At 64.7% G+C, this 22,229-nt stretch carries 10 protein-coding genes; all 10 read left to right on the top strand.

Going from position 1 to position 22,229, the window contains the following annotated elements; translation table 11 throughout:
- Positions 1–53 precede the first annotated feature (53 nt).
- The 10 genes from ACWGE0_RS31500 to ACWGE0_RS31455 all read left to right on the top strand — a co-directional run bounded on the left by ACWGE0_RS31500 (position 54) and on the right by ACWGE0_RS31455 (position 22,110).
- On the top strand, positions 54–1,370 hold the full coding sequence (locus ACWGE0_RS31500; RefSeq protein ID WP_452264545.1) for a lipase family protein: 1,317 nt from the start codon (positions 54–56) through the stop codon (positions 1,368–1,370).
- Positions 1,367–1,816 carry a hypothetical protein gene (locus tag ACWGE0_RS31495; protein WP_452264544.1) on the top strand — a complete coding sequence of 150 codons (450 nt, stop codon included), beginning with the start codon at positions 1,367–1,369 and terminating at the stop codon, positions 1,814–1,816. The genes ACWGE0_RS31500 and ACWGE0_RS31495 overlap by 4 nt, the downstream gene beginning before the upstream one ends.
- Entirely contained in the window at positions 1,813–2,268 is a 456-nt protein-coding gene (locus ACWGE0_RS31490; RefSeq protein ID WP_452264543.1) for a hypothetical protein, read from the top strand. The genes ACWGE0_RS31495 and ACWGE0_RS31490 overlap by 4 nt, the downstream gene beginning before the upstream one ends.
- Before the next feature lie 7 nt (positions 2,269–2,275).
- The gene (locus tag ACWGE0_RS31485; RefSeq protein WP_452264542.1) at positions 2,276–2,671 is read left to right on the top strand and encodes a YbaB/EbfC family nucleoid-associated protein; all 396 of its coding nucleotides are present in this window, start codon (positions 2,276–2,278) and stop codon (positions 2,669–2,671) included.
- A gap of 109 nt (positions 2,672–2,780) precedes the next feature.
- Positions 2,781–3,245, top strand: coding sequence for a hypothetical protein (locus ACWGE0_RS31480; protein ID WP_452264541.1), 465 nt, complete (start codon positions 2,781–2,783; stop codon positions 3,243–3,245).
- Between the two features lie 259 nt (positions 3,246–3,504).
- Positions 3,505–4,641, top strand: coding sequence for a serine/threonine-protein kinase (locus tag ACWGE0_RS31475; RefSeq protein ID WP_452264540.1), 1,137 nt, complete (start codon positions 3,505–3,507; stop codon positions 4,639–4,641).
- A gap of 45 nt (positions 4,642–4,686) precedes the next feature.
- On the top strand, positions 4,687–7,677 hold the full coding sequence (locus tag ACWGE0_RS31470; protein WP_452264539.1) for a helicase-related protein: 2,991 nt from the start codon (positions 4,687–4,689) through the stop codon (positions 7,675–7,677).
- Positions 7,674–13,118 (top strand): class I SAM-dependent DNA methyltransferase, encoded by a 5,445-nt coding sequence (locus ACWGE0_RS31465; protein ID WP_452264538.1) that lies wholly within the window; start codon positions 7,674–7,676, stop codon positions 13,116–13,118. The genes ACWGE0_RS31470 and ACWGE0_RS31465 overlap by 4 nt, the downstream gene beginning before the upstream one ends.
- Positions 13,115–19,825: a DEAD/DEAH box helicase gene (locus ACWGE0_RS31460; RefSeq protein WP_452264537.1), complete on the top strand. Its 6,711-nt coding sequence runs from the start codon at positions 13,115–13,117 to the stop codon at positions 19,823–19,825. The genes ACWGE0_RS31465 and ACWGE0_RS31460 overlap by 4 nt, the downstream gene beginning before the upstream one ends.
- Entirely contained in the window at positions 19,822–22,110 is a 2,289-nt protein-coding gene (locus ACWGE0_RS31455) for a UvrD-helicase domain-containing protein (protein WP_452264536.1), read from the top strand. Before ACWGE0_RS31460 ends, ACWGE0_RS31455 begins: the two co-directional genes overlap by 4 nt.
- The last annotated feature ends 119 nt before the right edge of the window (positions 22,111–22,229 follow it).

The following is a 22,229-nucleotide window of genomic DNA, read 5'->3' as shown; positions in this document are numbered from 1 at the left end:
AAGTCAGCGGTGGCGCCGGTGGGTTCCGGGCCAAAGGCGAGGACCTCGTGGCGATGAGCGCCCTCACCGGCGAGGTCGCCGATGACATGCTCAAGACCGCGATGGCTGGGCACAAGTTCCTCGCCGAGCCGGATGTGCTTGCCTCAGCTCTGCTGAACCCGTCCGGGGTGGTGAAGTTCGAGGCGGCCATGGCCATGGCGCTCGACGGGCCGACCGGTCTCACCGCCACGTCTGCGGCCATCGGCCTGCGCGGTGACGCCTTGCGCGCCACGAAACTGGCTTACGAGGCGGCGGACGAGCTCGCCGCCAGGGGACTCGATGCCTCGCGTTGGATGGCAGGTCTGGCGGTCGCTGCGGCACCAGGCGGTGTTGTCGCCGCTGGACTCGCAGCAGGCACCGCGATCGCCGCGGATGTGTACGCCAACTACGACGGTGACTGGAACAAGTGGCTGGCCGACCACCCAGGCATGGTCGACACGCTGATCGGCATGTCACCCGGCATGCTGTCGTCGCTCGGCGTGCCCGTCGACCTGGCCACCACATTGGACCTGCTGGCCGCGACGTATGCGGACGGCACGGCGGTCGTTACCGGTTTGGATCCTCTGCCGGACACGGGTCCCCACAACTTGCACGACATCATGCTGGGCCTCGATGAACGCAACAGGCCCCGTGACGACGGCGACCAGAGCAACGTCGACGTGCGGGTCATCAAGGACGCCAACGGAAACGTGACGGGTTACGTGGTCGACATCCCCGGCACCAAGCACTGGAACGCACCATGGGAGCCCAAGAGCGCGAACGACACAGGCGTCAATGTCGATGCGATGGCAGGAAACAACACCGTCCTGCAGAAGGGCATTGAGGAAGCGCTGCGGCAGGCTGGAGCGCAGGAGACCGGTGCGCCGGTGATGCTGGTCGGTCACAGCCAGGGCGGCATCGTCGCTGCTCAGTCGACCAACGACCTCGTCTCTGCTGGCTACAACGTGACGCACGTGGTCACCGCTGGTTCGCCGGTGGGCCGGATCGACATTCCCGACAACGTGCAGATGCTGTCATTGGAGAACAAGGGCGACATCGTTCCTCACCTCGATGCCACCGACAACCCGAACACCGCCAACCGCACGACGGTCACCTTCGAGAACCAGACCGGAAACGTCGGCAACAACCACAGCATCGGCGGTTACCGGTACGACGAGAACGACCGGGACAAGCCTCGAGTCGACCAGAACTACGTTGCGGTGGCCAAGCAATTGGACGAGGGATCGGATCCATCGGTCCGGCGATTCATGGACAGCACTGGTGCATTCACTGGAGGAAGCCATGAGTCGGAATTGCGGCGCTACCGCGTGGAGAGGGAAGGTGTGAAGTGAGGGCGGTCGTGAGGTCGGTGGCTCTGGTCGCGCTCTTGGTCGGGCTGCTGGCCGGATGTAACAGCGTCGTGCAGTACTACGAGGATGTCGACGACCTCGGCAAGAAGATCGTGGCGGACTGGAAGGAGCTGCCCGAGGTCACCGATGCCAGGTACGACTATCAGCATGGCATCGACTCGGGGCAGCAGATGAACTTCGAGGTCGTCATCCGCACGGAGGCGGTCTCGGACGAGATCATCGACAAGCTGAAGGACATCGGGAGCCGCGACTACTGGCAGAGCACGGCCTACGACCGTGGCAGCATGCCGTTGCGGTTCGCCGCTTATTCCTCGGACAACCCTCCGCCTACTAAGTCAGGGCCTGATACCGCGATCCACCGTGCCGGTCTCGGCGTTTCCAAGGAAGTCGGGCTGGAGAAGTACGGACCGAGGCCGACGACGAGGTGAGTAGAGCACTGCGTTCGGTCGTGCTGGGCGGTTTGCTCGCTGTGGTGGTGGGCTTGTTGGCTGGGTGCAATGTCACCGAGCAGTACTACGAGGGCGTGGACAGTTTCGGCAAGCAGACGGTCGCCGACTGGAAGACGATGCCTGAGGTCGTCGATGCGACGTACGAGTACCGCCATGGGCTGGATCAGGGGCAGGTCATGTACCTCGACGTCACGATCCGCGCGGACATCGACAAGGACACTGTGATCGGCCAGTTGCAGGAGGTCGGCCGGCGCAACTTCTGGCAGAAGACGTCGTCGAGCGACGTCAAGGTGAACTTCGCGGTCCACTCCGAGGTCAGTGGGCTTGGCGGCGGGTCGGCGACGCCTGGTCCGGTGATCTACCAGGGTGGTCTCGGCCAGGGTTCCGGATCTCCCGAAGAGAAGTACGGGCCGAGAGCGACGACGAGGTGAGTGGACGATGACTCCGGACGAATGGCTGGCCGACTTCGAGGCCAAGACCGCGGAACTGCAGCGCAACGCGGTCGCGTTCCGCCGCAACCTGGAGGCGGCGGGGCAGACCGTCACCTCCGACGACAAGGCGTTGACGGTGACGGTGGCTCCGAACGGTGCCCTGCTTGATCTCGAGATCGCGCAGAACCCGGAGCTCGCCGCGAAACTGATGGAGTTGGTGCGGCAGGCGAGGGAAGGTGCCGCGGCCACCGTGCTCGGCGAATTCCGGAACGCGGTCGGCGGACAGACAGGACAGCTCGACACCGATGTGTCGGTGCCCGCGTTCAGTACTCCTGAACCGCGGAAGCCGAAGCCGGTCGAGGACGAGGACTTCAGTGACAACTCGATCTACCGGCGACCGTAGCGGTTGCGTAGCGAGCGGCGCGGTACCACCGCGAACCGCACAACGGTCGCCTTCGGAACCAGAATCGACCGGGTTGACGCAGGCCTGTCACGGAAAGCGGAGGGGCGGAGTGAGCGCGGCAAGGCGTGTGGCGGGTGTGGTGGGCCTGGTTGTGATGCTGGCTGGGCTGCTGTCGGGCTGCAATCTCTTCGTGCAGTACTACGAGGACGTGGACGAGCTCTGCAAGAAGATCGTGGCGGACTGGAAGGCGCAGGCTGAGGTAGTCGACGCGAGTTATGTCTACGTGCATGGCATCGACTCGGGACAGCAGATCGATCTCGATGTGATCGTCCGTGCGGGGTCGTTCACGGCCGAGGTCTGGGAGAGGCTGGAGGACATCGCGAACCGCGACTACTGGCTGAGCCCGGCGTACGACCGGGAAGACCACATGTCGTTCCAGTACGTCGTCTACTCCTCGGACAACCTGCCGGCAAAGGATGAAGTGGGAGCGTCCAAGTCGATTGGCCACGGCGATATTGGCGTGTCGCCAAAAGACGGTCTGGAGAAGTACGGGCCGAGGCCGACGACGAAGTAAGCGGACGAATGGCTTGTTGACTGCAAGAGACGAGTGTGGAACTGCAGTCATCTGCCGAGACGTTGAGGTATCACCACGCGAGGTCAGTGCAACCGAGCGCTGCGACAATTAATGTATTGCCGCGGTCCCAGTGTCACACTTTTGACCAGCTTTTCTCCTACTTCCGTGCTGCTTCAATGCGATTCACCGAGTAGGGTGTACCTCTCGCGGCGAGAGTGCGTGCGGTAACACGTGGATACGAGGAGGCGACAGGTAGGCCATGAGTGAGATGCCCGCGCTGATTGGCCGCTACGTGGTGGAGCGCGAGCTTGGTTCCGGAGGCATGGGCGAGGTGTTCCTCGCCTACTCGCCCGCTGGCGATCCCGTCGCGGTGAAGCTGATCCGCAGCGATCGGCTGGATCCGGTCACCCGCGCACGGTTCGAAAAGGAAGCCCTGATCGCCCGGACCGTCGTCGGGACGAACCGGGTTGCAAGGTTCCTCGACGCGGATCCCTACGCTGATCGCCCCTGGCTGGCGATGGAGTACGTGCCGGGAAGCACCTTGTTCGCCCACGTCGAAGCGCATTGCCCGTTGCCTGGGCCGCTCGTCGCAAGTCTTGGTGCGCTACTGGCCGAAGGCCTGACAGCCGTACATGCCACCGGGCTCCTGCACCGAGACCTCAAGCCCCAGAACGTGATCATGGGCGACTACGGCCCGATCCTGATCGACTTCGGTCTCGGCGCCTTCCTGGACGCGGCGAAGGACACGCTCTCACACAGCGGAATGATCATCGGCACAGTGCGCTGCATGCCACCGGAGCAGGCGATGGGGCGCCCGCAGGTCACGCCAGCCGCGGACGTATATGGACTGGGGACCGTTCTGCTGTACGCGGCGACCGGGCATTACCCCTACGAAGGCGGCCGATGGGAAGCCATCGTCGGACAGGTCGCCGACCCCCGCCAGCATCCTGACCTGGGCGGCCTCCCGGGCGCTCTGCTTCCGCTGATCTCATCGATGCTCGCGCACGATCCGGCCGATCGTCCTTCGCTCGAGACGGTGACAGCCGAGTGCACGAAGCTGATGTCCGACAACAGTTTGTCACCAGTGAGCGCCCGGCACGCGTTGATCGACCGCACGGTTGGGAGTTCGTCAGCGACAGCGGTATCACCTCCACCGCCTTCGCTACTGGACCACCTTGAAGCACAGGCTGTCCCCCTCAGCGGCGAAATGGCGCTGGACAGCCCTCTCGACGGTCCGCCCGATGCGTCCGCGGAAGCCTCGGAGAACGAGGCGTCCAGTGAAGTTGACCAGGCCGCTGCACCCCCTCAGGCTGGCATGCGCCGCGGGCGGGTGCCTGCTTCGCAGCGAGTGGCCGAGGAGCTGCGGAAGCAGTACGCAACGCAACCTGGGCTGTAGTCAGTTCTGCCGGGTTGGACGAACGAGTTCATGAATGGAGTGCGCTTGACCGCGAACGTCGGGCGGGAAGACGGCCAGGACGTCGTCGCCCTTGAGGTCGAAATGGCGCAGGAGATGCCTGAGCACGCGGCGAGGTACGCGCCTGGCGCTCAGGTGCGGATTCGTGACGAGCAGTGGTTGGTGAGGAAGGTCAGCAGTACTCGCCACGACGGCTGGATGCTCGAAGTCACCGGCGTCTCCCCGTTCGTCCGCGGAACTGACGCGGTCTTCTACGAGAAGCTCGACGATGTCGAAGTGCTCGACCCTCGGAAGACCCGGCTGGTGGCTGACGACTCTCCGAACCATCGCCGGGCGCGTCTCTACCTGGAGGCGGCGATCCGCAAGACCGCCTTGCCTCAGACAGAGCACGGTCTCGCCCTCGCCGACAGCTTCCTCATGGACAAGCAGACCCATCAGCTGCGTCCCGCCGAACTCGCGCTGTCGATGCAGAACCCGCAGCCGCGCATCCTCATCGCGGACGTGGTGGGCCTTGGCAAGACCCTGGAGATCGGACTTCTGCTCGCCGAGCTCATCCGTCGTGGCCGTGGTGAGCGGATCCTCGTGGTGACGCCGGCACACGTCCTTGAGCAGTTCCAGCGCGAGCTGTGGACCCGTTTCTCCATTCCGCTGGTGCGGCTCGACTCGACCGGCATCCAGCGGATCCAGCAGGACATTCCGGCGGGCCGCAACCCGTTCGCCTACTTCAAACGCGCCATCATCTCGGTCGACACGCTCAAGAGCGATGTCTACGCGCACCACCTCGGCAACACCGACTGGGACGCTGTCGTCATCGATGAGTCGCACAACCTGGTCAACCGCGGTACCCGCAACAACGCGCTCGCCCAACTGCTCGCCCGCCGTACCGATGCCCTGATCCTCGCATCCGCAACACCGCACAACGGCAACGCCGAGTCTTTCGCCGAGCTGATCAAGCTGCTCGACGAGGCCGCGATCGCAGACCCGTCGAACTACGACGTGAAGAACCTCGAGCACCTCTACATCAGGAGGACGAAGACTTCACGGGAAGTGCGTGACTCCCTCAAGGGGGCGTGGGCTGACAGGGGACCGTCCTTGCCAGTAGAGGCCAAGGCGACGGGCAAGGAAGAAGCGATCTTCGAGGAACTCGCTTCCCGGTGGATCCCGCGCGACCGTACAGCGGGCTCGGCCAGCGATCACCAGCTGTTCCCGTACACGCTGTTCAAGGCGTTCCTCTCTTCCCACAAGGCATTGCGGGAAACCATTGGGACGCGACTGCGCACATTGGACAACGCCAAGGCTCCGAGCGAGATCGAGCGGTCGGCGCTGCTGGACCTCGACCGGCTCGTCTCTCGAATCGAGGACTCCGACTCCGCGAAGCTGACGAAGCTCGTAGAGGTGCTCAACGAGCTCGGGGTCGGTCCCAAGTCAACGACCCGCGTCGTGATCTTCTCCGAGCGCATCGCGACGTTGAAATGGCTCGCTGAGGTCGTACCCGTACGGTTGGGATTCCCCGCGGGCAAAAGCGATGACAAGAACAAGCCGTGGCTGTCCTACGGCGGCGCGGTGCAGGTGATCCACAGCGAGGCCACTGGCGAAGACGAGCAGAAGAAGATCATCGAGAAGTTCGGCCTGCGGGACGACCCGGTGCGGATCCTGGTCACCAATGACGTCGCCTCCGAAGGCGTCAACCTGCACCAGCAATGCAACCAGCTCATTCACTACGACCTGCCGTGGTCGTTGATCCGGATCGAGCAGCGCAACGGTCGCATCGACCGCTACGGGCAGGAACGTTCCCCCGAGTTTCGTGCTCTTGTCCTCACCAGCGACGTGCAGTGGCGTGTGGATGAGGAGACTGGTGAGGTCCTCTCGCTCGATGACCGGCTGGTCGGTGCCAAGCTCCTTCGGCGAGAGGAGGAGGCCCACAAGATCGAGGGATCGGCCGAGGCCGTCACAGGCTTGTATCGGGCTAAGGAGGAGGACGACCGCCTCACGAAGGACCTGATCGCGGGCCGCACCGTCGAGACCTCTATCAAGAAGTCGCGGCAGGGCAGCGCAGGTTTCCTCGCGACCATGCTGGGGAACGTGGGCGCGGACCCCGACCACGCAGAGGTCGCGATCGCAACGGTCCCCTCAGTGTTCGAGTCCACGTCCGCGTACTTCGATGAAGCGTTGCGCCAGATCTGTCCGACCCGTCCGGAAGACGACCTCTCGTTGCGTCGTGACGAGGACGGCACCATCGCCTTCGAACCACCGGCCGATCTGCAGTACCGGTTCAAGGCGTTGCCCAAGTCCTATTTGGATGAACAGGGCATCCTGCCGACCTCGACAAGGCCTGGTCGGCTGCTGATGACGTTCTCCAAGCAGCTGGCCGAAAAGCGGCTCAAAGCAGCACGCGACTCATCGAAAACGTTGTGGCCCAACGTCAGTTACGTGTCAGACGTCCACCCGGTGCTGGATTGGGTGACGGACAATGCTCTCTCGTCGATCCGCTATGACGAGGCGTTCGTCCTGGCTTACCTGCCCCACGAGCGCCTGACCGGCCCGGTGTTCCTCGTCCAGGGGATCTACTCCAACGCCCTCGGCAGGCCGGCCGTTGTGGAGTGGATGGCGGTTCTCGGCTTGCCGGACTCGCCGAAGGTGGTGCCGATCGATGCCGACTTCCTGGAGCTCTGTGGAGTGGGGCCGCGGATGCCCGGTCGTGCGACACCGCAGGACAAGGATGGACTGCAACACCTTGTCCCGCAAGCGATCGATGAGGCCGAGCGGTACCTCGTGCAGCGGGAGAACGAGTACGCGCAGCGCATCGACCGGGTTCTCGAGCCCTACAGCAGGCGCGTGCAGGAGTGGCGGGATCAGGCGGTGCTTTTTGCCGCGGGTAAGGCCGGAGCACAAGGTGTGAATCTCGCCGCCAGTCGCCGCGAGGGTCTTATCGCTTCGTTGAAGACCTCCGGAGCACCGATGCTGCGCTTGCTCGCCGTCCTCGAGCCGCTGTCTGCCGTGGGAGGCACCGCCCGATGAGCACCGACTTCGACTCCTTCACCAACCGGGGCGAATACTTCGCGGCGCACTACTTCGCCGATCAGCTCGGCGTGGATCTCAAGAAAGGGCTCCTCGCCACCTGGTCGCTGCGTGAGACCGACGAGTACGACAAGCGCAGGACGCCGCGGCAGAAGCTGCGTGATCTCCGCACCGACTACCTGTCCGAGCGAGTCCGCACCTTCTTCGCCGAAAGTGCGGAGCAAGACGCAGCGGACGACGACGAGGTCTCCGCTCGGCTGCGCACCCACAACAATCCGGAGTGGGGCAAGCGGCTGGGAGCCTGGCACCAGAAGATTCTTGATGCCCTCGGCTTCGCGGAAGGCCCTACGCAGCTCACGGTCCACCGGGCCGGACGCGAACACGTCGTCGAAGCCGCATGGCACGGCGATGGGATCGTTGCGATCGAATGCGGCTGGGCAGCGGTCAACGACTCCGCTCTCGACGCCGATGGCCCTGGACGGCTACTGCATCCGCTGCGGGTGGGCGCCAGCGAGGCGTACGAGACGGGGCCGGCTCTTGCGACATGGTTGTTCCAGAGTGAACTGAACGAGGCCGGCGGCGCGCCGCCTCGCTTCGTGATCCTGCTGTGCGGTGGAGTCATCGTGCTCGCCGACCGACAGGCATGGGCCGAGGGACGTTTCCTCGCCGTGAACCTGGATGCGGCGCTGGAACGCAACGATCGCAAGCAACTCGGCGAACTGGCCACCATCGCCGCACTCTTCAGCCACGAGATGCTGGTTCCTGGGGAGGACGGCAAGGGACCACAGATCGACGCGCTCCTCAAAGCGTCGACGGACAACGCGGTCGGAGTTTCCGGGGAACTCCGTGAAGGTCTCCAGCGTTCGGTCGAGATCATTGCCAACGAGGTGCTGGCGCGGTTGGACGCGGCCGGTGTCGAGCCTCGGCAAGTCGAGGACATCAGGATCCCGTTCGCCAAGGAACTCACCCGCGAGTCGCTGCGCTATCTCTATCGGATCCTCTTCTTGCTGTACGCCGAAGCTCGGCCTGAGCTGGGCATCCTTCCTGCGGATGACGGCTCCTATGAGGCCGGCTACTCGGTTGCACGGCTGCGTGAGCTCGTCGAGCGCGACGAGCAGCTCATCGAGGAGGAAGCCAGGAACGGCTTCCATCTCTTCGAGTCGCTGCACGTTCTCTTCGACAAGGTCAACAACGGGCACCGCCCGTATGGCACCGAGTCCGACGACGACCTCCCCAGCGACGACGAGGCGACCCGGAAGTCGAAGGCCGCACGTCGAAGCGAAGACCGCGGCCTTCGGTTCGAGCCGCTGCGCAGTGAACTGTTCGAGCCGAAGGCGATCCGGCTGATCGGCCGCAGCGTCAACGATCCTCGTGCTGCTGAGGACAGCGGCCTCGTCCTGGATCTGCGGCTGCGCAACTCCGCGCTGCACGAGGTGCTGCGGCTGCTGACGATGAAGAAAGCCACCCGGCGCGGTGAGCGCGGTGGGTTCATCTCGTACCGCAACCTGGGCATCAACCAGCTCGGCGCTGTCTACGAGGGCTTGATGTCCTACACCGGGATCATCGCCGAGGAGGAGCTGTGCGAGGTCGCCAAGGGAGGTGACCCGGACAAGGGGTCGTGGCTGATCCCCGCGCACCGGCAGACGGACTACCCGGCGAGCACACTCGTCGAGTACAACGAGCACGACAACCGCAAGGGGCTGCGCGGGCCGAAGCGTTACCCGGCAGGCAGCTTCGTCTATCGGCTTGCCGGGCGAGACCGCGAGACGTCCGCCTCGTACTACACGCCGGAGTCGCTCACCAAGGTCACGGTCGAGCTCGCGCTGAAGCACCGGCTCGACCAGGAGCGAGACGCCGACGGGAACACGATCAAGACGCGGGCCGCGGAGCTGTTGACGTACAAGATCTGCGAGCCCGCACTCGGGTCCGGGGCCTTTCTCAACGAGGCGATCAACCAGGTCGCCGACGAATACCTGCGGCGGCGTCAGGACGAGCGCGGAGTCTCGATTCCGACGGCGGATGCCTTGACGGAGAAGCAGAAGGCCAAGGCGTACATCGCGTTGCACAACGCGTACGGCGTGGACCTGAACGCGACCGGCGTCGAGCTGGCCGAAGTGTCGTTGTGGCTCAACACGATGCATCCCGGCATGCGAGCACCGTGGTTCGGTTTGCACCTTCGTCGTGGCAACTCGCTCATCGGTGGGCGACGGGCTGTCTACGCGGGGGAGGACGTTGCTTCGGCGGAGAAAGCGTGGCTCAAGGCCAAGGGTGGGCTGGGGCCGACTCAGTTGCCGTTTCTGAAGGACGGTGTGGAGCAGCCACTGCCAGAGGACGCGGTGCACCAGTTCCTCCTGCCGAGTCCTGGCTGGGCGGCGGTCGCGGGGGCAACCGAGGCCAAGGAACTCGCCGGCAATGAGGCGTCGCAACTCACCGCGTGGAAGAAGGGGATACTCCAGCGGCCGAAGCGCAGCACGGCACACTTGAACACGAAGACCGGTGCACCCAAGATCAAGGACGGCAAGCCCCAGCCCGAGGCGCGATCCCAGTTCACCAGACTTCGCGACGCCGCGAGACGGGTAGAGTTCCTGTGGGCGCTTGTTGTCAAGCGGATGGAGATCTCGGAGGAAGCGATCGCCCGCCGGATTGACGTGTGGGGCGCCGATCCGGAGCTCTATCCTGAGTACGGCTTCCTTCGGCGGCCGGAGCACGCTGTGCCGAAGGAACAGGTCTTCAAAGACCTCTTCAACGACGTCGACACGCCCTACTGGCGGCTGAAGACCGTCATGGACGCTTGGTGTGCGCTCTGGTTCTGGCCGGTTGACAAGGCCGCGTTGCTTGACGGGACGGATGGGGCGTACGAGCAGACGGCCGCAGTGGACACCGTGGCAGTCAGTGCGCTGCTTGGTGAATCGCCAGCGGCGGCGGCGACGTGGCCTCGGGTCGAGGAGCGCTTCGCCTTGTTCGCCCTGGGGCCTGAGCAGACCTCGCTCGCTGACCTGGAACCGAAGCCTGATGACGAACTGATCATCGAGACCACGACGATCAGGCAGAGGTCGGTGGCGAAGGCCAAGCCGAAGGCCGTGCCTCTGCGGGATGCCATTCCGTTGAAGGATCTCGACGACTGGCTGGACTTCCTGGAAGCGATGCTCGGCACTGAGGACGTGCCCGAGGACTCGATCATTGCGCAGTTCGACAACCTGGACGAGTTGAAGGAGTTCGAGGGATTCCTGCCCAGCTTCATGGGCATGGATCCGGCGAATCCCGAGCAGCGGTTTCCGTGGCTTCACATAGTGCGGGACATTGGGAAGCAGCAGGACTTCCTGCACTGGGAACTGGAGTTCGCACTCGTCTTCGCCCAGGGCGGAGGCTTCGATCTTCAGGTGGGTAACCCGCCCTGGGTGCGGCCACGGTGGAACGAGTCCGGGGTCCTTGCCGAGCATGAGCCCTGGTTCGAGCTGCAAGAAAAGGCGTCGAGTGCAGAGAAGGAGACCAGGCGAGGAAAGCTCCTGCAGACGCCAAAGACAGTTGAGTACTTCCTCGGCGAGTTGACCAATACGACTGGTCAGGTTGCGCTGTTCGGCTCTTCGCAGGTCTACCCGCTCCTGGTTGGGACTCAGCCTGACCTGTACCGGGCGTTCATGTCCCAGGTGTGGGCTCATGCCTCAGTGGCTGGGACAACAGGGCTTGTCCATCCGGACACCCACTTCACCGGTGACAAAGAAGGGAATCTCAGGGCGGCTGCTTACCGCCGACTTCGTATTCATGGGGACTTCGTGAACTCGGGGCAGCGATTTTTCCCTGAGCCTGTTGGTCACACTGCTCACTTCGGTGTACATGTCTACGGACGGCCTGGAGAGATCAGGTTCGATCACCTGTCGTGGTTGGTTTCGGCGGATGCTCTGCGGCACTCTGCCCAGCACGATGGGTCAGGTGAGGTGCCGGGAATCCGGTATCGCAACGGTGAGTTCGACGCGCGTGTGCACTCAAGTCGAGTGGTGCCGGTTGACCTGGAGCAACTCTCGGTCTGGCGGCGCCTCCTGGATGAGGAGGATCAGCCCGTCGAGCAGGCACGCCTGCTGTTTCCGGTCAGCAAGGCGGAAGCGTCGGCCATCGAAGCCCTTGCGGGGTACCCGCTACGGCTGGGAGCCCTGTCGCCACAGATCACTCGTGGATACGACGAGAGTGGCGCGAAGAAGAACAATCTGATCGAGTACAACCGTCGAGATGTTGCCACCGGGCAGGAGTACCAGCCTGACCGATGGCGCAAGGTAATTCTCAAGGGAACGCAGTTCAGCGTTGCCACTCCTGTGTTCAAGCGGTACGACGCCAACAGCAACGATCCGTATGGTGCTGACCTCGTCAGCCTCTCGCCGGACTTCGTGCCTGACACTGAGTACGTGCGTGCGCAGGGTAGAACGCAGGCTTTCCTTTCGGCGCAGGATCGCTGGGTCGACTATCGAGCGCTCGCGCGCCTTCGTGCAGACGAGAAGGCAATCACTCGCGCGCGAAGCCGGGTTGCCTTGGCTGAAGGCGTCAGCGAGGACGAGGTCGATCCGGACAAGATCGATGCGTTGCTCGTGGCCAGAGCTCGGCGAAGGTCCGCCGTTTTTCACCGGCTGGCCTGGCGTCGCCAGATCGCCCCCAACACTGAGCGCGCACTGTATCCGGCGTTGATCCCGCCTGGTGCAACCCACGTGGATGCGGTACACAGTCTTGTTTTGCCCGCGACGAATCTCTTGGTGTTGGTTGCGGGCTTTTGGGCTGCGCTCCCGTTGGACTACTTCTTGCGAGCTACTGGTCGAGGTGATCTCCGCGTTGCTGGGGCGAAGGCGATGCCAGCCCCTGCACAGGACCACCCGCTTGCCTCCGGTCTCTTGCTTCGTACTTTGCGTCTCAACTGCCTAACGGATGCGTACAGGAAGCTGTGGGCAGAGTTGTACGACTCTGCTTGGCAGGGAAGCGAGCGCTGGGCGTACGACTGGTCCGGACTTCAGCCGTTGCACGACGTCACGCCGGAGTGGAGGCCTCAGACGCCGTTGCGGTCTGAGCGGGCACGGCGATCCGCGTTGGTCGAGATCGATGCCCTGGTGGCTGTGTGGCTGGGGATGAGCGCGGACGCCTTGATCGCCGCGTACCGAGGGCGATTCCCGGTGCTGCAGAAGTACGAGGCCGTGACATGGTTCGACGCTGATGGCTGGAAGCTGGCCGGCAACGCCCGCACGATCGGTCAGCGCCAGACGAAGGAGACCTGGGTCCAGTTCGAGGCCTACCAGGCTGCTCCGGACACCGCTCGGGTGCCGGAGGGCTACACCGCTCCATTCTACAAGGCTGATCGCGAAACCGAGATGCGGAAAGCGCATGCCGTGTTCCAGGCTCGTCTCGACGCCGCCGTTGCGCGCGGCGAGTGGGACCCGGTGAAGCAGGAGGTGCCGCAGTCGTGAGGCCGACGCTGGAAGCACGTGGGCTCAAGGAAAGCCTGCTGCAGTACCTGTCGACCACCTACGCCCTCACCGATGAAGGCGCACGCGAGTCCCTGCACCGGTTCCTCGGGGACGAGACCTCCGGAATGTTCCGGGGTCCGTTCCTGCGCATCCGCACACCCTTCACCACTGCGGATCCCAGCTGGCGCGAGCTGCTGGAGTGGAAGCGCGAGGATGGCTGGACGCCGTACGCCCACCAGGCCGAGGCCTTCGCCCGGCTCAGTTCAGCGGGTGGCCGAACCCCGCAGCCAACTGTCATCACCACGGGTACGGGCTCCGGTAAGACGGAGGCGTTCCTGTACCCGATTCTCGATCACTGCGCGCGGGAGAAGGCCGCCGGGAACTTTGGAATCAAAGCGGTTTTCCTGTACCCGATGAACGCCCTCGCGACAGACCAGGCGCAACGTCTCAACGGACTGCTCGTCGAGCACAAGGCGTTGAGCAGGCTGCACGCAGGCCTGTACATCGGTGACCGGGCAGCAACCAAGTACGAGAAGGTCCACACCCGGCGCTCGGACATGTGGCTCTCACCGCCCGACATTCTCATCACCAACTACAAGATGCTCGACCTGTTGCTGCAACGGTCCCCAGACGCTCCACTGTGGACCGACGCGGACATCCGCTACGTCGTAGTGGACGAGTTCCACACCTACGACGGTGCGCAGGGAACTGACGTGGCGATGCTGCTGCGTCGTTTGGCTGCCGCGGTAGGGGTGCCTGAGCCTGCCCGGCCACTCGGCCGCATCTGCCCGGTGGCCACGTCCGCGACTTTGGGCTCCGGTGCCAATGCTGACGCGAGCGCGCTGCTCGACGTCGCCACGCAGGTCTTCGGTACCGAGTTCACCGCGGACGCGGTAGTCGGCGAGAACCGGCAGTCGGTGGACGAGTTCATTCCTGTCCACGACTTCGATCCGGTGCTCCCGTTCCCGTTGCCCGAGCAGCTTGCCGCGTTGCCCGATCCGGCCACGGGCGAGGAAGCGTTGGCGGATCTGGTCGAGGCGGTCACCGGCACCCGTGACCTGGATCCGTTCGTGCTTGGCGCGAACCTGAAGAAACACATGCTCACCTCAGCCGTCATGCGCTCGCTGGACGGCGCGGTGCGGACGGGCGCCGAGATTCTGGACATGATGTGGCGTACTGGCGCGCAATCGTGGGTGCAGGCGATCACACGGCAGCCAGAGATGGCGGCCGGCGCTCTCGCCCGGTTCGTGGCGCTGCTCTCCATCGCGCGTGACCCCGAGTCCAGTCCGGAACGGCCGCGTCCGTTCGCGCATGTTGAGGTGCACCAGTGGGCTCGTTCGGTGTCCCGGCTCGTGCGTGGTGTGGTGCCGTGGCCGAAGGCGGAGTTCCGGTGGGACACAGCCGGAACCAACGATGCGCACGGCGCGAACCACGGCCGTACGGCTCCGGTGACGGTGGCGACGTCCGGGCAGTCAGCGAACCTGTTCCTGCCTGCGGTCTACTGCCGCGACTGCGGGCGCTCTGGCTGGGCGGTGTTCTCCCCGGAGAGCGACGACCAGGACGTGGAGTTCGACACTCACAAGATCCGGCGGGCCTCCACCAGCCAGGACAAGATCAGGGTTCGCAACCTGATCGCGGCGACTGATCGTGAGGCGCGTGAAGGTTCCGGCGCCGCACCGATGGCGGTGTCGGCTCGTTCCCGCAGGGACAAGGGCGCTCTTGCCCATGGCACGGGTGGGATTCTGCTGGTGCTGGATGGGCTTGAGCGCCGGCTTAGGGTGCCCGATCCGCAGAAGGACTACGACCAGTCGACTGGTGAACCGCGCCTGACGGCGCGCGATTCGGCCTTTGTTCTGGTCAATATCGGCGATACCGCGAACACCGCGGCCGGTGAGGACTGGTGCCCGGCGTGCGGCGAGCGCAATGCGATCCGGTACCTGGGTACTGGTGCCGCCGCACTCGCGGCGGCATCGGTGACCCAGCTCTTCACCGGCGGAGAGCTCGATGAGGAGCTGGCCGAGGACAAGACGCTGATGTTCAACGACTCGGTGCAGGATGCCGCGCACCGGGCCGGATTCGTTGCCAGCCGTTCGTACACGTTCTCACTGCGTGCGCTGCTGAAGAAGCATCTGTCCGAGGATCGGCCGACTGCACTGAACAACCTGATCGCCGACGTTGTCGCAGCGACCACCGATCCGAAGACCTTGAGCGCGGTCGTGCCGACCGACCTGCACGACCACAAGGGAGTGAACCGGCTGCTCTCCGGTCAGGGCCGCGGTGGGGATCTGAAGACCTGGCGGCTGATCGGCGAGCGGCTTGCCTTCGAAGCGTTGATGGAGTTCGGTTTCCGGTCGCGCAATGGCCGCACCCTGGAGCTGACGCGCACCGCGGCCGCACAGGTTCACGTCCCCGACACGGCTGTGGCTGTGGAGCTCGTCAAGAATGTCCACCTCGGGCTCGAACGAGGTGGTGTGTTGCCCGAGGCGCAGGATGATGCGAGATATCTGGCGTTTCTGCGGATTTTTCTGGAGCGGCTGCGGACTCGTGGCGCGATCAAGCACCAATGGTTGAAGGGATATCTGCAGGAGGCAGGTACCAGTCGGTATCACGTCTGGGGTGGTCGTCCTGCTGGCATGCGAGCGTTCCCGAAGGGGATCGGCGCCCCGGTCTTCCTACTAGGCCAGCCCAAGGCTGCCAGCGAGTTCGACTTCGCCACAGGCCGGTTGTCCTGGTATGAGCGTTGGGTACAGCGGTGCCTGGAACTGCCGCGTGAACAGGCGCCGGAGTTCTGGAGTCGGCTGCTGCCCGAGCTCGCTGCCGCTGGTCTGCTTTCGGTCGGCACGCCCAAGGACAGCTCCGTCCGGATTTACGGACTTCAGCCGGGCAATATCGACATCCGGTTGTTGACCGATGATGAGGTGAACACCGCGTTTGTTCGTTGCCCGGTGTGCTTCTGGGAGCAGACGGTGCACCCGGCACTGCTGGAGCAGTGGCACAGCCAGCCCTGCCCTTCCTACCGTTGCCGCACAGGTCGGCTCGTCGCCGGAGACCGTCCGGATGAACTGGGAGTCCACCAGCGGGATCGTGACTACCGCAACGACTACTACCGGCGTCTGTACCGGCGTGCGGGCACGTACCAGGTGATCACCGCCGAGCACACCGGCATGCTCAGCCGCCCTGAGCGCGAACGGGTCGAAGCGGCGTTCAAGCACGGCACCGGGTTCAAGGATCCCAACGTGCTCTCGTGCACGCCCACGCTGGAGATGGGTATCGACATCGGCGACCTGTCCGCCGTCGTGCTGGCAGCGTTGCCGCGCCGCCCTGCCAACTACGCACAGCAGGTCGGCCGCGCTGGACGCCGCACCGGCAACGCTTTCCTGCTTACTATTCCCGATCGCAGTCGCCGGGATCTCTACTTCCTCGACCAGCCCAGGGAGATGATCGCCGGCCAGATCGTGCCACCTGGGTGTCACCTTTCCGCGGTCGAAATCCTGCGCCGTCAGTACCTCGCGCACCTCCTGGATCTCGCGGCGCGAGGCCGTCTGCTCCGGAACGACGGCGTCCCGTTGCGTGCTATGCCACCTCAGGCGCCTGCGTTGTTCGGTCCGTCCGGGTATCTCGTTGACCTGGTCGAGGTAGCCATCGCTCAGGGCGATCAACTTGTCGAGGGATTCCTGGCCCTGTTCCCTTCCGGGGTCAACGACGAGGCCAAGGCCGACCTGCGGGCCTATGCAACACGCGGGTTGCGCAGCGCGGCCGAGGAGGCTGAACGTGACTGGCGGCGAAGCGAGGACGTTCTGCGCTCCCGTCTGAAGATGATCGACGAAGCGCATGCGGAGCTGCACGAGTCGGATCCGGACCAGGCCAGTCAGAGGGCCGAGCTCGACGCCGAACGGCGGGCGGTCGGCAAGCGCCTGCTTCAGCACGGCATGACGCCTGCGCAGAACGCGATGTGTGACCTCGGGCTGCTGCCGAACTATGCCCTGATCGACACCGCGACCACGCTAAACGCGACGCTCTACTGGTCTGAGGGTACGGATCCGGTCACGGGGAAGGACCGGTTCACTTCCAAGCTCTCTTCTTACGACCGGCCCAGGCGGTACGCGTTGTCGGAACTCGCGCCCGGCAACACTTTCTACGTCAACGGGTACAAACACGAGATCACCGGCATGGAGATCGGCACCACGGCTCACCGCCAGTGGCAGCAGTGGAGGTTCTGCCAGGACTGCGGCTTCGTGCGCACCGAAAACGCAGTCGAGGACCGCTCGCCGTGCCCGCGTTGCCGCAGCCCCCGCATCGCCGATGATGGATCGTGTCTGCATCAGGTGGTGGAGCCTGCTGTCGTCACCTCCCGTGGCAAACGTGAGGATGCGCGGATCGGTGACGACAAGGACGACCGCGATCGGCGGTTCTACACCGTCATCGACGCGGTGGACATCCCGACCGAAGCGATCGAGCCGGACACTTCGTGGCGCCATGCAACACAGACCTTCGGTGTCGACTTCTGCCGGAACGCGATGGTCCGGCGCGTCAACGTCGGCCTCGCGCGCTTCGACCGGAGCCTGGAGGACGATCTCGCCGGGCAGTCCATCCGGTTGAGCCCGTTCCACGTCTGCACTGGTTGCGGCGCGGCGACGGCCGACGGTAAGCCGGTTTTCGACCACGACACGGATGCGTTGAACTCGTCCGCGGCCCGCAACCCGAAGGTCAAGCACCATCAGCCTTGGTGTCCGTTGCGGCGGGGAAAGCGCGCGGACACGGTGCCTCAGGTGCCGGTGTTGCTCGCGCACCAGCTGAGGACTGAGGCGCTGCGGGTACTGCTGCCCGCAGCGACAGTGCTCATCGAGGAGAAGGTCCACTCGTTCCGCGCGGCGCTGCGGCTGGGCGTGGACAAGCACTTCGGTGGTGATCCACAACATCTGGACACCACCGTGGCGTCCATGCCGGACCCAGCGACTGGGGAACGGCGCCACTTCCTCGTTCTCTTCGATCGGCTCCCCGGCGGTACGGGTTATCTGCACAGGCTCACCGATCCGGTCGCGTTCAGGGCCACGCTGGCCGATGCGCGGCGGACGCTGCTCGACTGCCCGTGCAAGGACGAAGGCCGCCTTGCCTGTCACCGTTGCTTGCACCGGTACACCGACGAGCGCTATCAGGACATCGTCTCCCGCCGCGAGGCCCTGGAGATTCTCAGCGACTTGCTGGGCACCGTGGACGACCACGGCGAGACACTCGTCGATGCGTGGGCAGTCGAGAAGCTCCCGCACACCGGGCAGATCGGCCTGGACAGGCAGGTGGAGTCCGACCTCGAGGCTCGTTTCCTGGCCGCGTTGCGCGGGTGGGTCACCACCGACGAGAAGGCCACGCTGGACGAGGACGGCCGGGCCAGCGGCTACCTCCGGTTCGCTGACACGAACGGGGTCATCAACTGGCGATTGACCACCCAGCAGGACCTGGACTACACGCGTACCGACTTTACTTTCGAACGGGTCGACGGTCCGAAGCAGAGTGTGACCGTCTACCTCGACGGCTACCGCTACCACGCGACTCGCAGGTACAACCGGCTCGCGGACGACTGCGACAAACGCAACCAGCTCCGCGCAGATGGGCGAGTGGTCTTCCAGATCACCTGGGACGACCTCGACCTGTTCGAAAGCCGGAACAATCGTGCCGAGCCGGTGTGGCCGCCGTACCAGGGGCTCGCCCAGGAAAGGGCCAAGGACGTCTACGAAGGACTGGGCGAACACCGCGCCCACCTGACCGACGCCGTATTCGTCGACCCGATCCGTTCCCTGCTCGCGTATCTGCGACGCCCCGACGCCACGTTGTGGGCACGACGTGCCAAGGCTTTGGTAGCGGGACTGACGACCTCATCGGTTCCGATCGCCCAAGGCGTCGATCGGAAAGGTGCAATGGCTGCGTTGCGAGCAGAGCTCGCCTCGCGCGAGGTGGAGACGCCAGGGAAGGACGGGCCACTTCACGTACTGCGTGGCACTGACCTGAGCGGGCTGCCCATTGTCCTGGCCGTCGACTTCACCGACGAGGCTTCTGCCGACTCGGTGCGCTGGAGCGCCATGGCGGTCCTCGACGACAGCGACGAGGTGCTGGAGACCGACGAGCACAAGCTGCGCTGGCGTTCCTGGCTCTACTGGTCGAACCTGCTGCAGTTCCTCTCCCGTACCGGTGGAGACGGCGTGCAGCTGGCGTCCAGCAGGGCTGCCGCCTTTCCCGTCGAGGTCCTCACCGTGTGTGGTGGCGTGGGAGAGCTGGATTCCCTCCTCGAGCGCACGCGGCCGCGGAAGGCCGCGGAGCCGGACGACTCGTTGTCAGCTGCTGAGCAGGACATCGCGCAGCTGCTGCGAGATACCTCCTGGGACGACGAGATCCTGCCGATCCTCGACGAGGACGAACCGGATTCGGCGCTCACCAGGCTTGCCAGACTGCTTGCCGCACATGGCAAGCGAGCGCCCATCTTCGGCCACGAGCTCGGCGAGGCGCGCTGGCAGGCGGACTTCGCCTGGGCGGAGTCCCGTGTCCGCGTCGCCGTCGTCGCCAATTCCGACGACGATCACGACGAGGAGGCGAGGAATCGCGATCACGCGTACACGGAGGCCGGCTGGACGGCTCGCACCGCGGACGACTGGCTCGACCACCTTGACTCGCTTCTCGAACTGCTCCCCGACGCGGAAGGTACCGCCGCCCGATGACCGCACGGCTCAGCCTGTACCAGAAGGCCGAACAGGAGCTGTACAAGCTCGACCGCTCGGTGAAGGCGAAGTTCTACGACTTCTGCCATCTCTTCCGCGACAACCCTGACCATCCAGGACTCGACCTCAAACCGCTCAAGGGCGATCGCCGGGTGTTCCGAGCCAAGATCGACCAGTCCTACCGAGCGCTGCTCGCCAAGACAGGCATCGACGACAGAGGCCAGGAGAACTGGCTCGTCATCGCTGTGCGGCACCGCAAGCACGTCTACGAGGAGCTCTCCGTCGCGGTCAACCGGATCACCGGCGAGATCGAGTTCGTGGATCTCTCCGTGGTCGGTGAAAGCGTGCTGCAGCGGGCCGGCGTAACGCTCACGCCTGCCGAACCGGAACCCGAGACTCCTCGGATCACGCCGAGCAAGCCGAGCAAGTCGGTCGCTCCGCTCCTCGCCGACATCACGGCTGAGGACCTCCGCGGCCTCGGCGTCACCGAGCAACTGATCGATCTTGCCCTCGCGGTCACCGACAGCGGTGAACTCGACCAGCTGGTTTCCGGCGCGCCACTGCTTTCCAAGGACATCCTCTACGGGCTTGCCGCCGGCATGAGCATGGACGAGGTCCGCCGGGAGATCACCGCCCAGGTCGAGGTCGAACTGGGCAACGACTACGCCGAGAACTTGAACGCGGCGCTTGCGCGCACCACGGTCACCACTTTCGACGAGGACCTCAAGGCCGCGATCGAGGAGGGTGACTTCCGCACCTGGAAGGTCTTCCTGCACCCGAGCCAGGCCAAGCTCGTCGGTCGCCACTACAACGGACCGGCCCGAGTCTCCGGCGGGCCAGGCACCGGCAAGACCATCGTCGCCCTGCATCGAGTGAAGCATCTTGCTGAACAGCTGCCGCCAGGCCCAGGCAAGCCGATCCTGCTGACCACGTTCACGAAGAATCTCACCACGGACCTACGCGCCCGCCTCGCCTCGCTGCTGGAACCCGAGTTGCTGGCCCGCGTGGAGATCACCCACATCGACCAGCTCGCCGCGCGAGTTCTCAGCGAGAACGCCGGCGTCGGCGTCGGCAAGCAACGCGTCTACGACACCGTGGCGCTCGGCGTCCTCCGCCAGGTGCTCGCTGAGGTCGACGACCAACGCTGGGACGCCGAGTTCCTCCTGGAGGAGTGGGACCAGGTTGTTCTCGGTCAGTCGCTGAACTCCCGTAAGGCGTACTTCGACGCCCGCCGCGCAGGCCGCGGCCGATCACTCACTCGCCCGGAACGCAACCAGATCTGGAAGCTGCTAGAGCAGTTCACCGCACGCCTGGACAAGGAAGGCATCGAAACCTGGGGCCAGGCCGCGGAGCGGGCGGCTCGCTTCGAGATGGAGCGGGCCGCGAAAATCGAGGCACGGCAAGACAACGAGTCTGCCGACAGCCACGACCAGACCCAAGCTGACGACAGCTCCGGCATGCGCTATCTCAGCCACCGCTACCGGCATGTGGTCGTCGACGAGGCCCAGGATCTCCGCGCCGCCCACTGGACGATGTTGCGTGCCATGGTTCCGAAGAGCCCCAACGACCTGTTCATCGCAGGCGATACCCATCAGCGCATCTACGACCATCAGGTCACGCTCGGCACGGTAGGCATCAATATTCGCGGCCGTTCGTCACGACTGACCCTCAGCTACCGCACTACACGGGAGATCCTCGCCCGCGCCGTTGGAGTCGTCGACCCCCGGAAGGTCTCCTACGACAACCTTGACGATGGTGTCGACACCCTTGATGGCTATCGCTCTGTGCTACACGGTCCGGCACCTGAACTCGTGGCCTGCGAATCCTGGGAGGACGAACTACGCCAGCTCGCCGCGACCTTGACGAGCTGGCACACAGAGATCTCCACTGGAGACAACGGAGTTCGACGTGACCCTCGCGGCAATGTGGCCGTCTGCGTCGCAGACAGGGACATGGTCAGCCAAGTCATGCACTACCTCGCGACACAAGCTGAGATCAGCTGCGCCGAACTCACCAAGGACGGGCCCAAGGGCGACGGCGAAGTCCACGTCGGCACGATGCACCGGTTCAAGGGACTCGAGTACCAGAAGCTGGCGATTGTCGGCGTCCGCGACGGCGTCATCCCTCGTACCGGCATGATCGAGCGCTACCGGAAGGAAGATCAACAGCGCTTCGCCCGAGAAGAACGCAAAGCACGTTCGCTGCTCTTTGTCGCTGCGACCCGAGCCCGCGACACTCTGCGGATCAGCTGGCACGGCAAGCCCAGTCCGTACCTTCCGGTGTAGATCGCCGTACAGGAGAGTGGATCATCAGATAGCTCGACCGGTCAGTGATGCTCCGTCCGCACTCATCGACAATGCTTCCCTCGATCGAGTGGTGAAGTGTTGCGCACGTCGGCGGGCGG

The organism is Lentzea sp. NPDC054927 (assembly GCF_053610285.1).
This window is presented reverse-complemented; position numbering and strand designations above follow the sequence as displayed.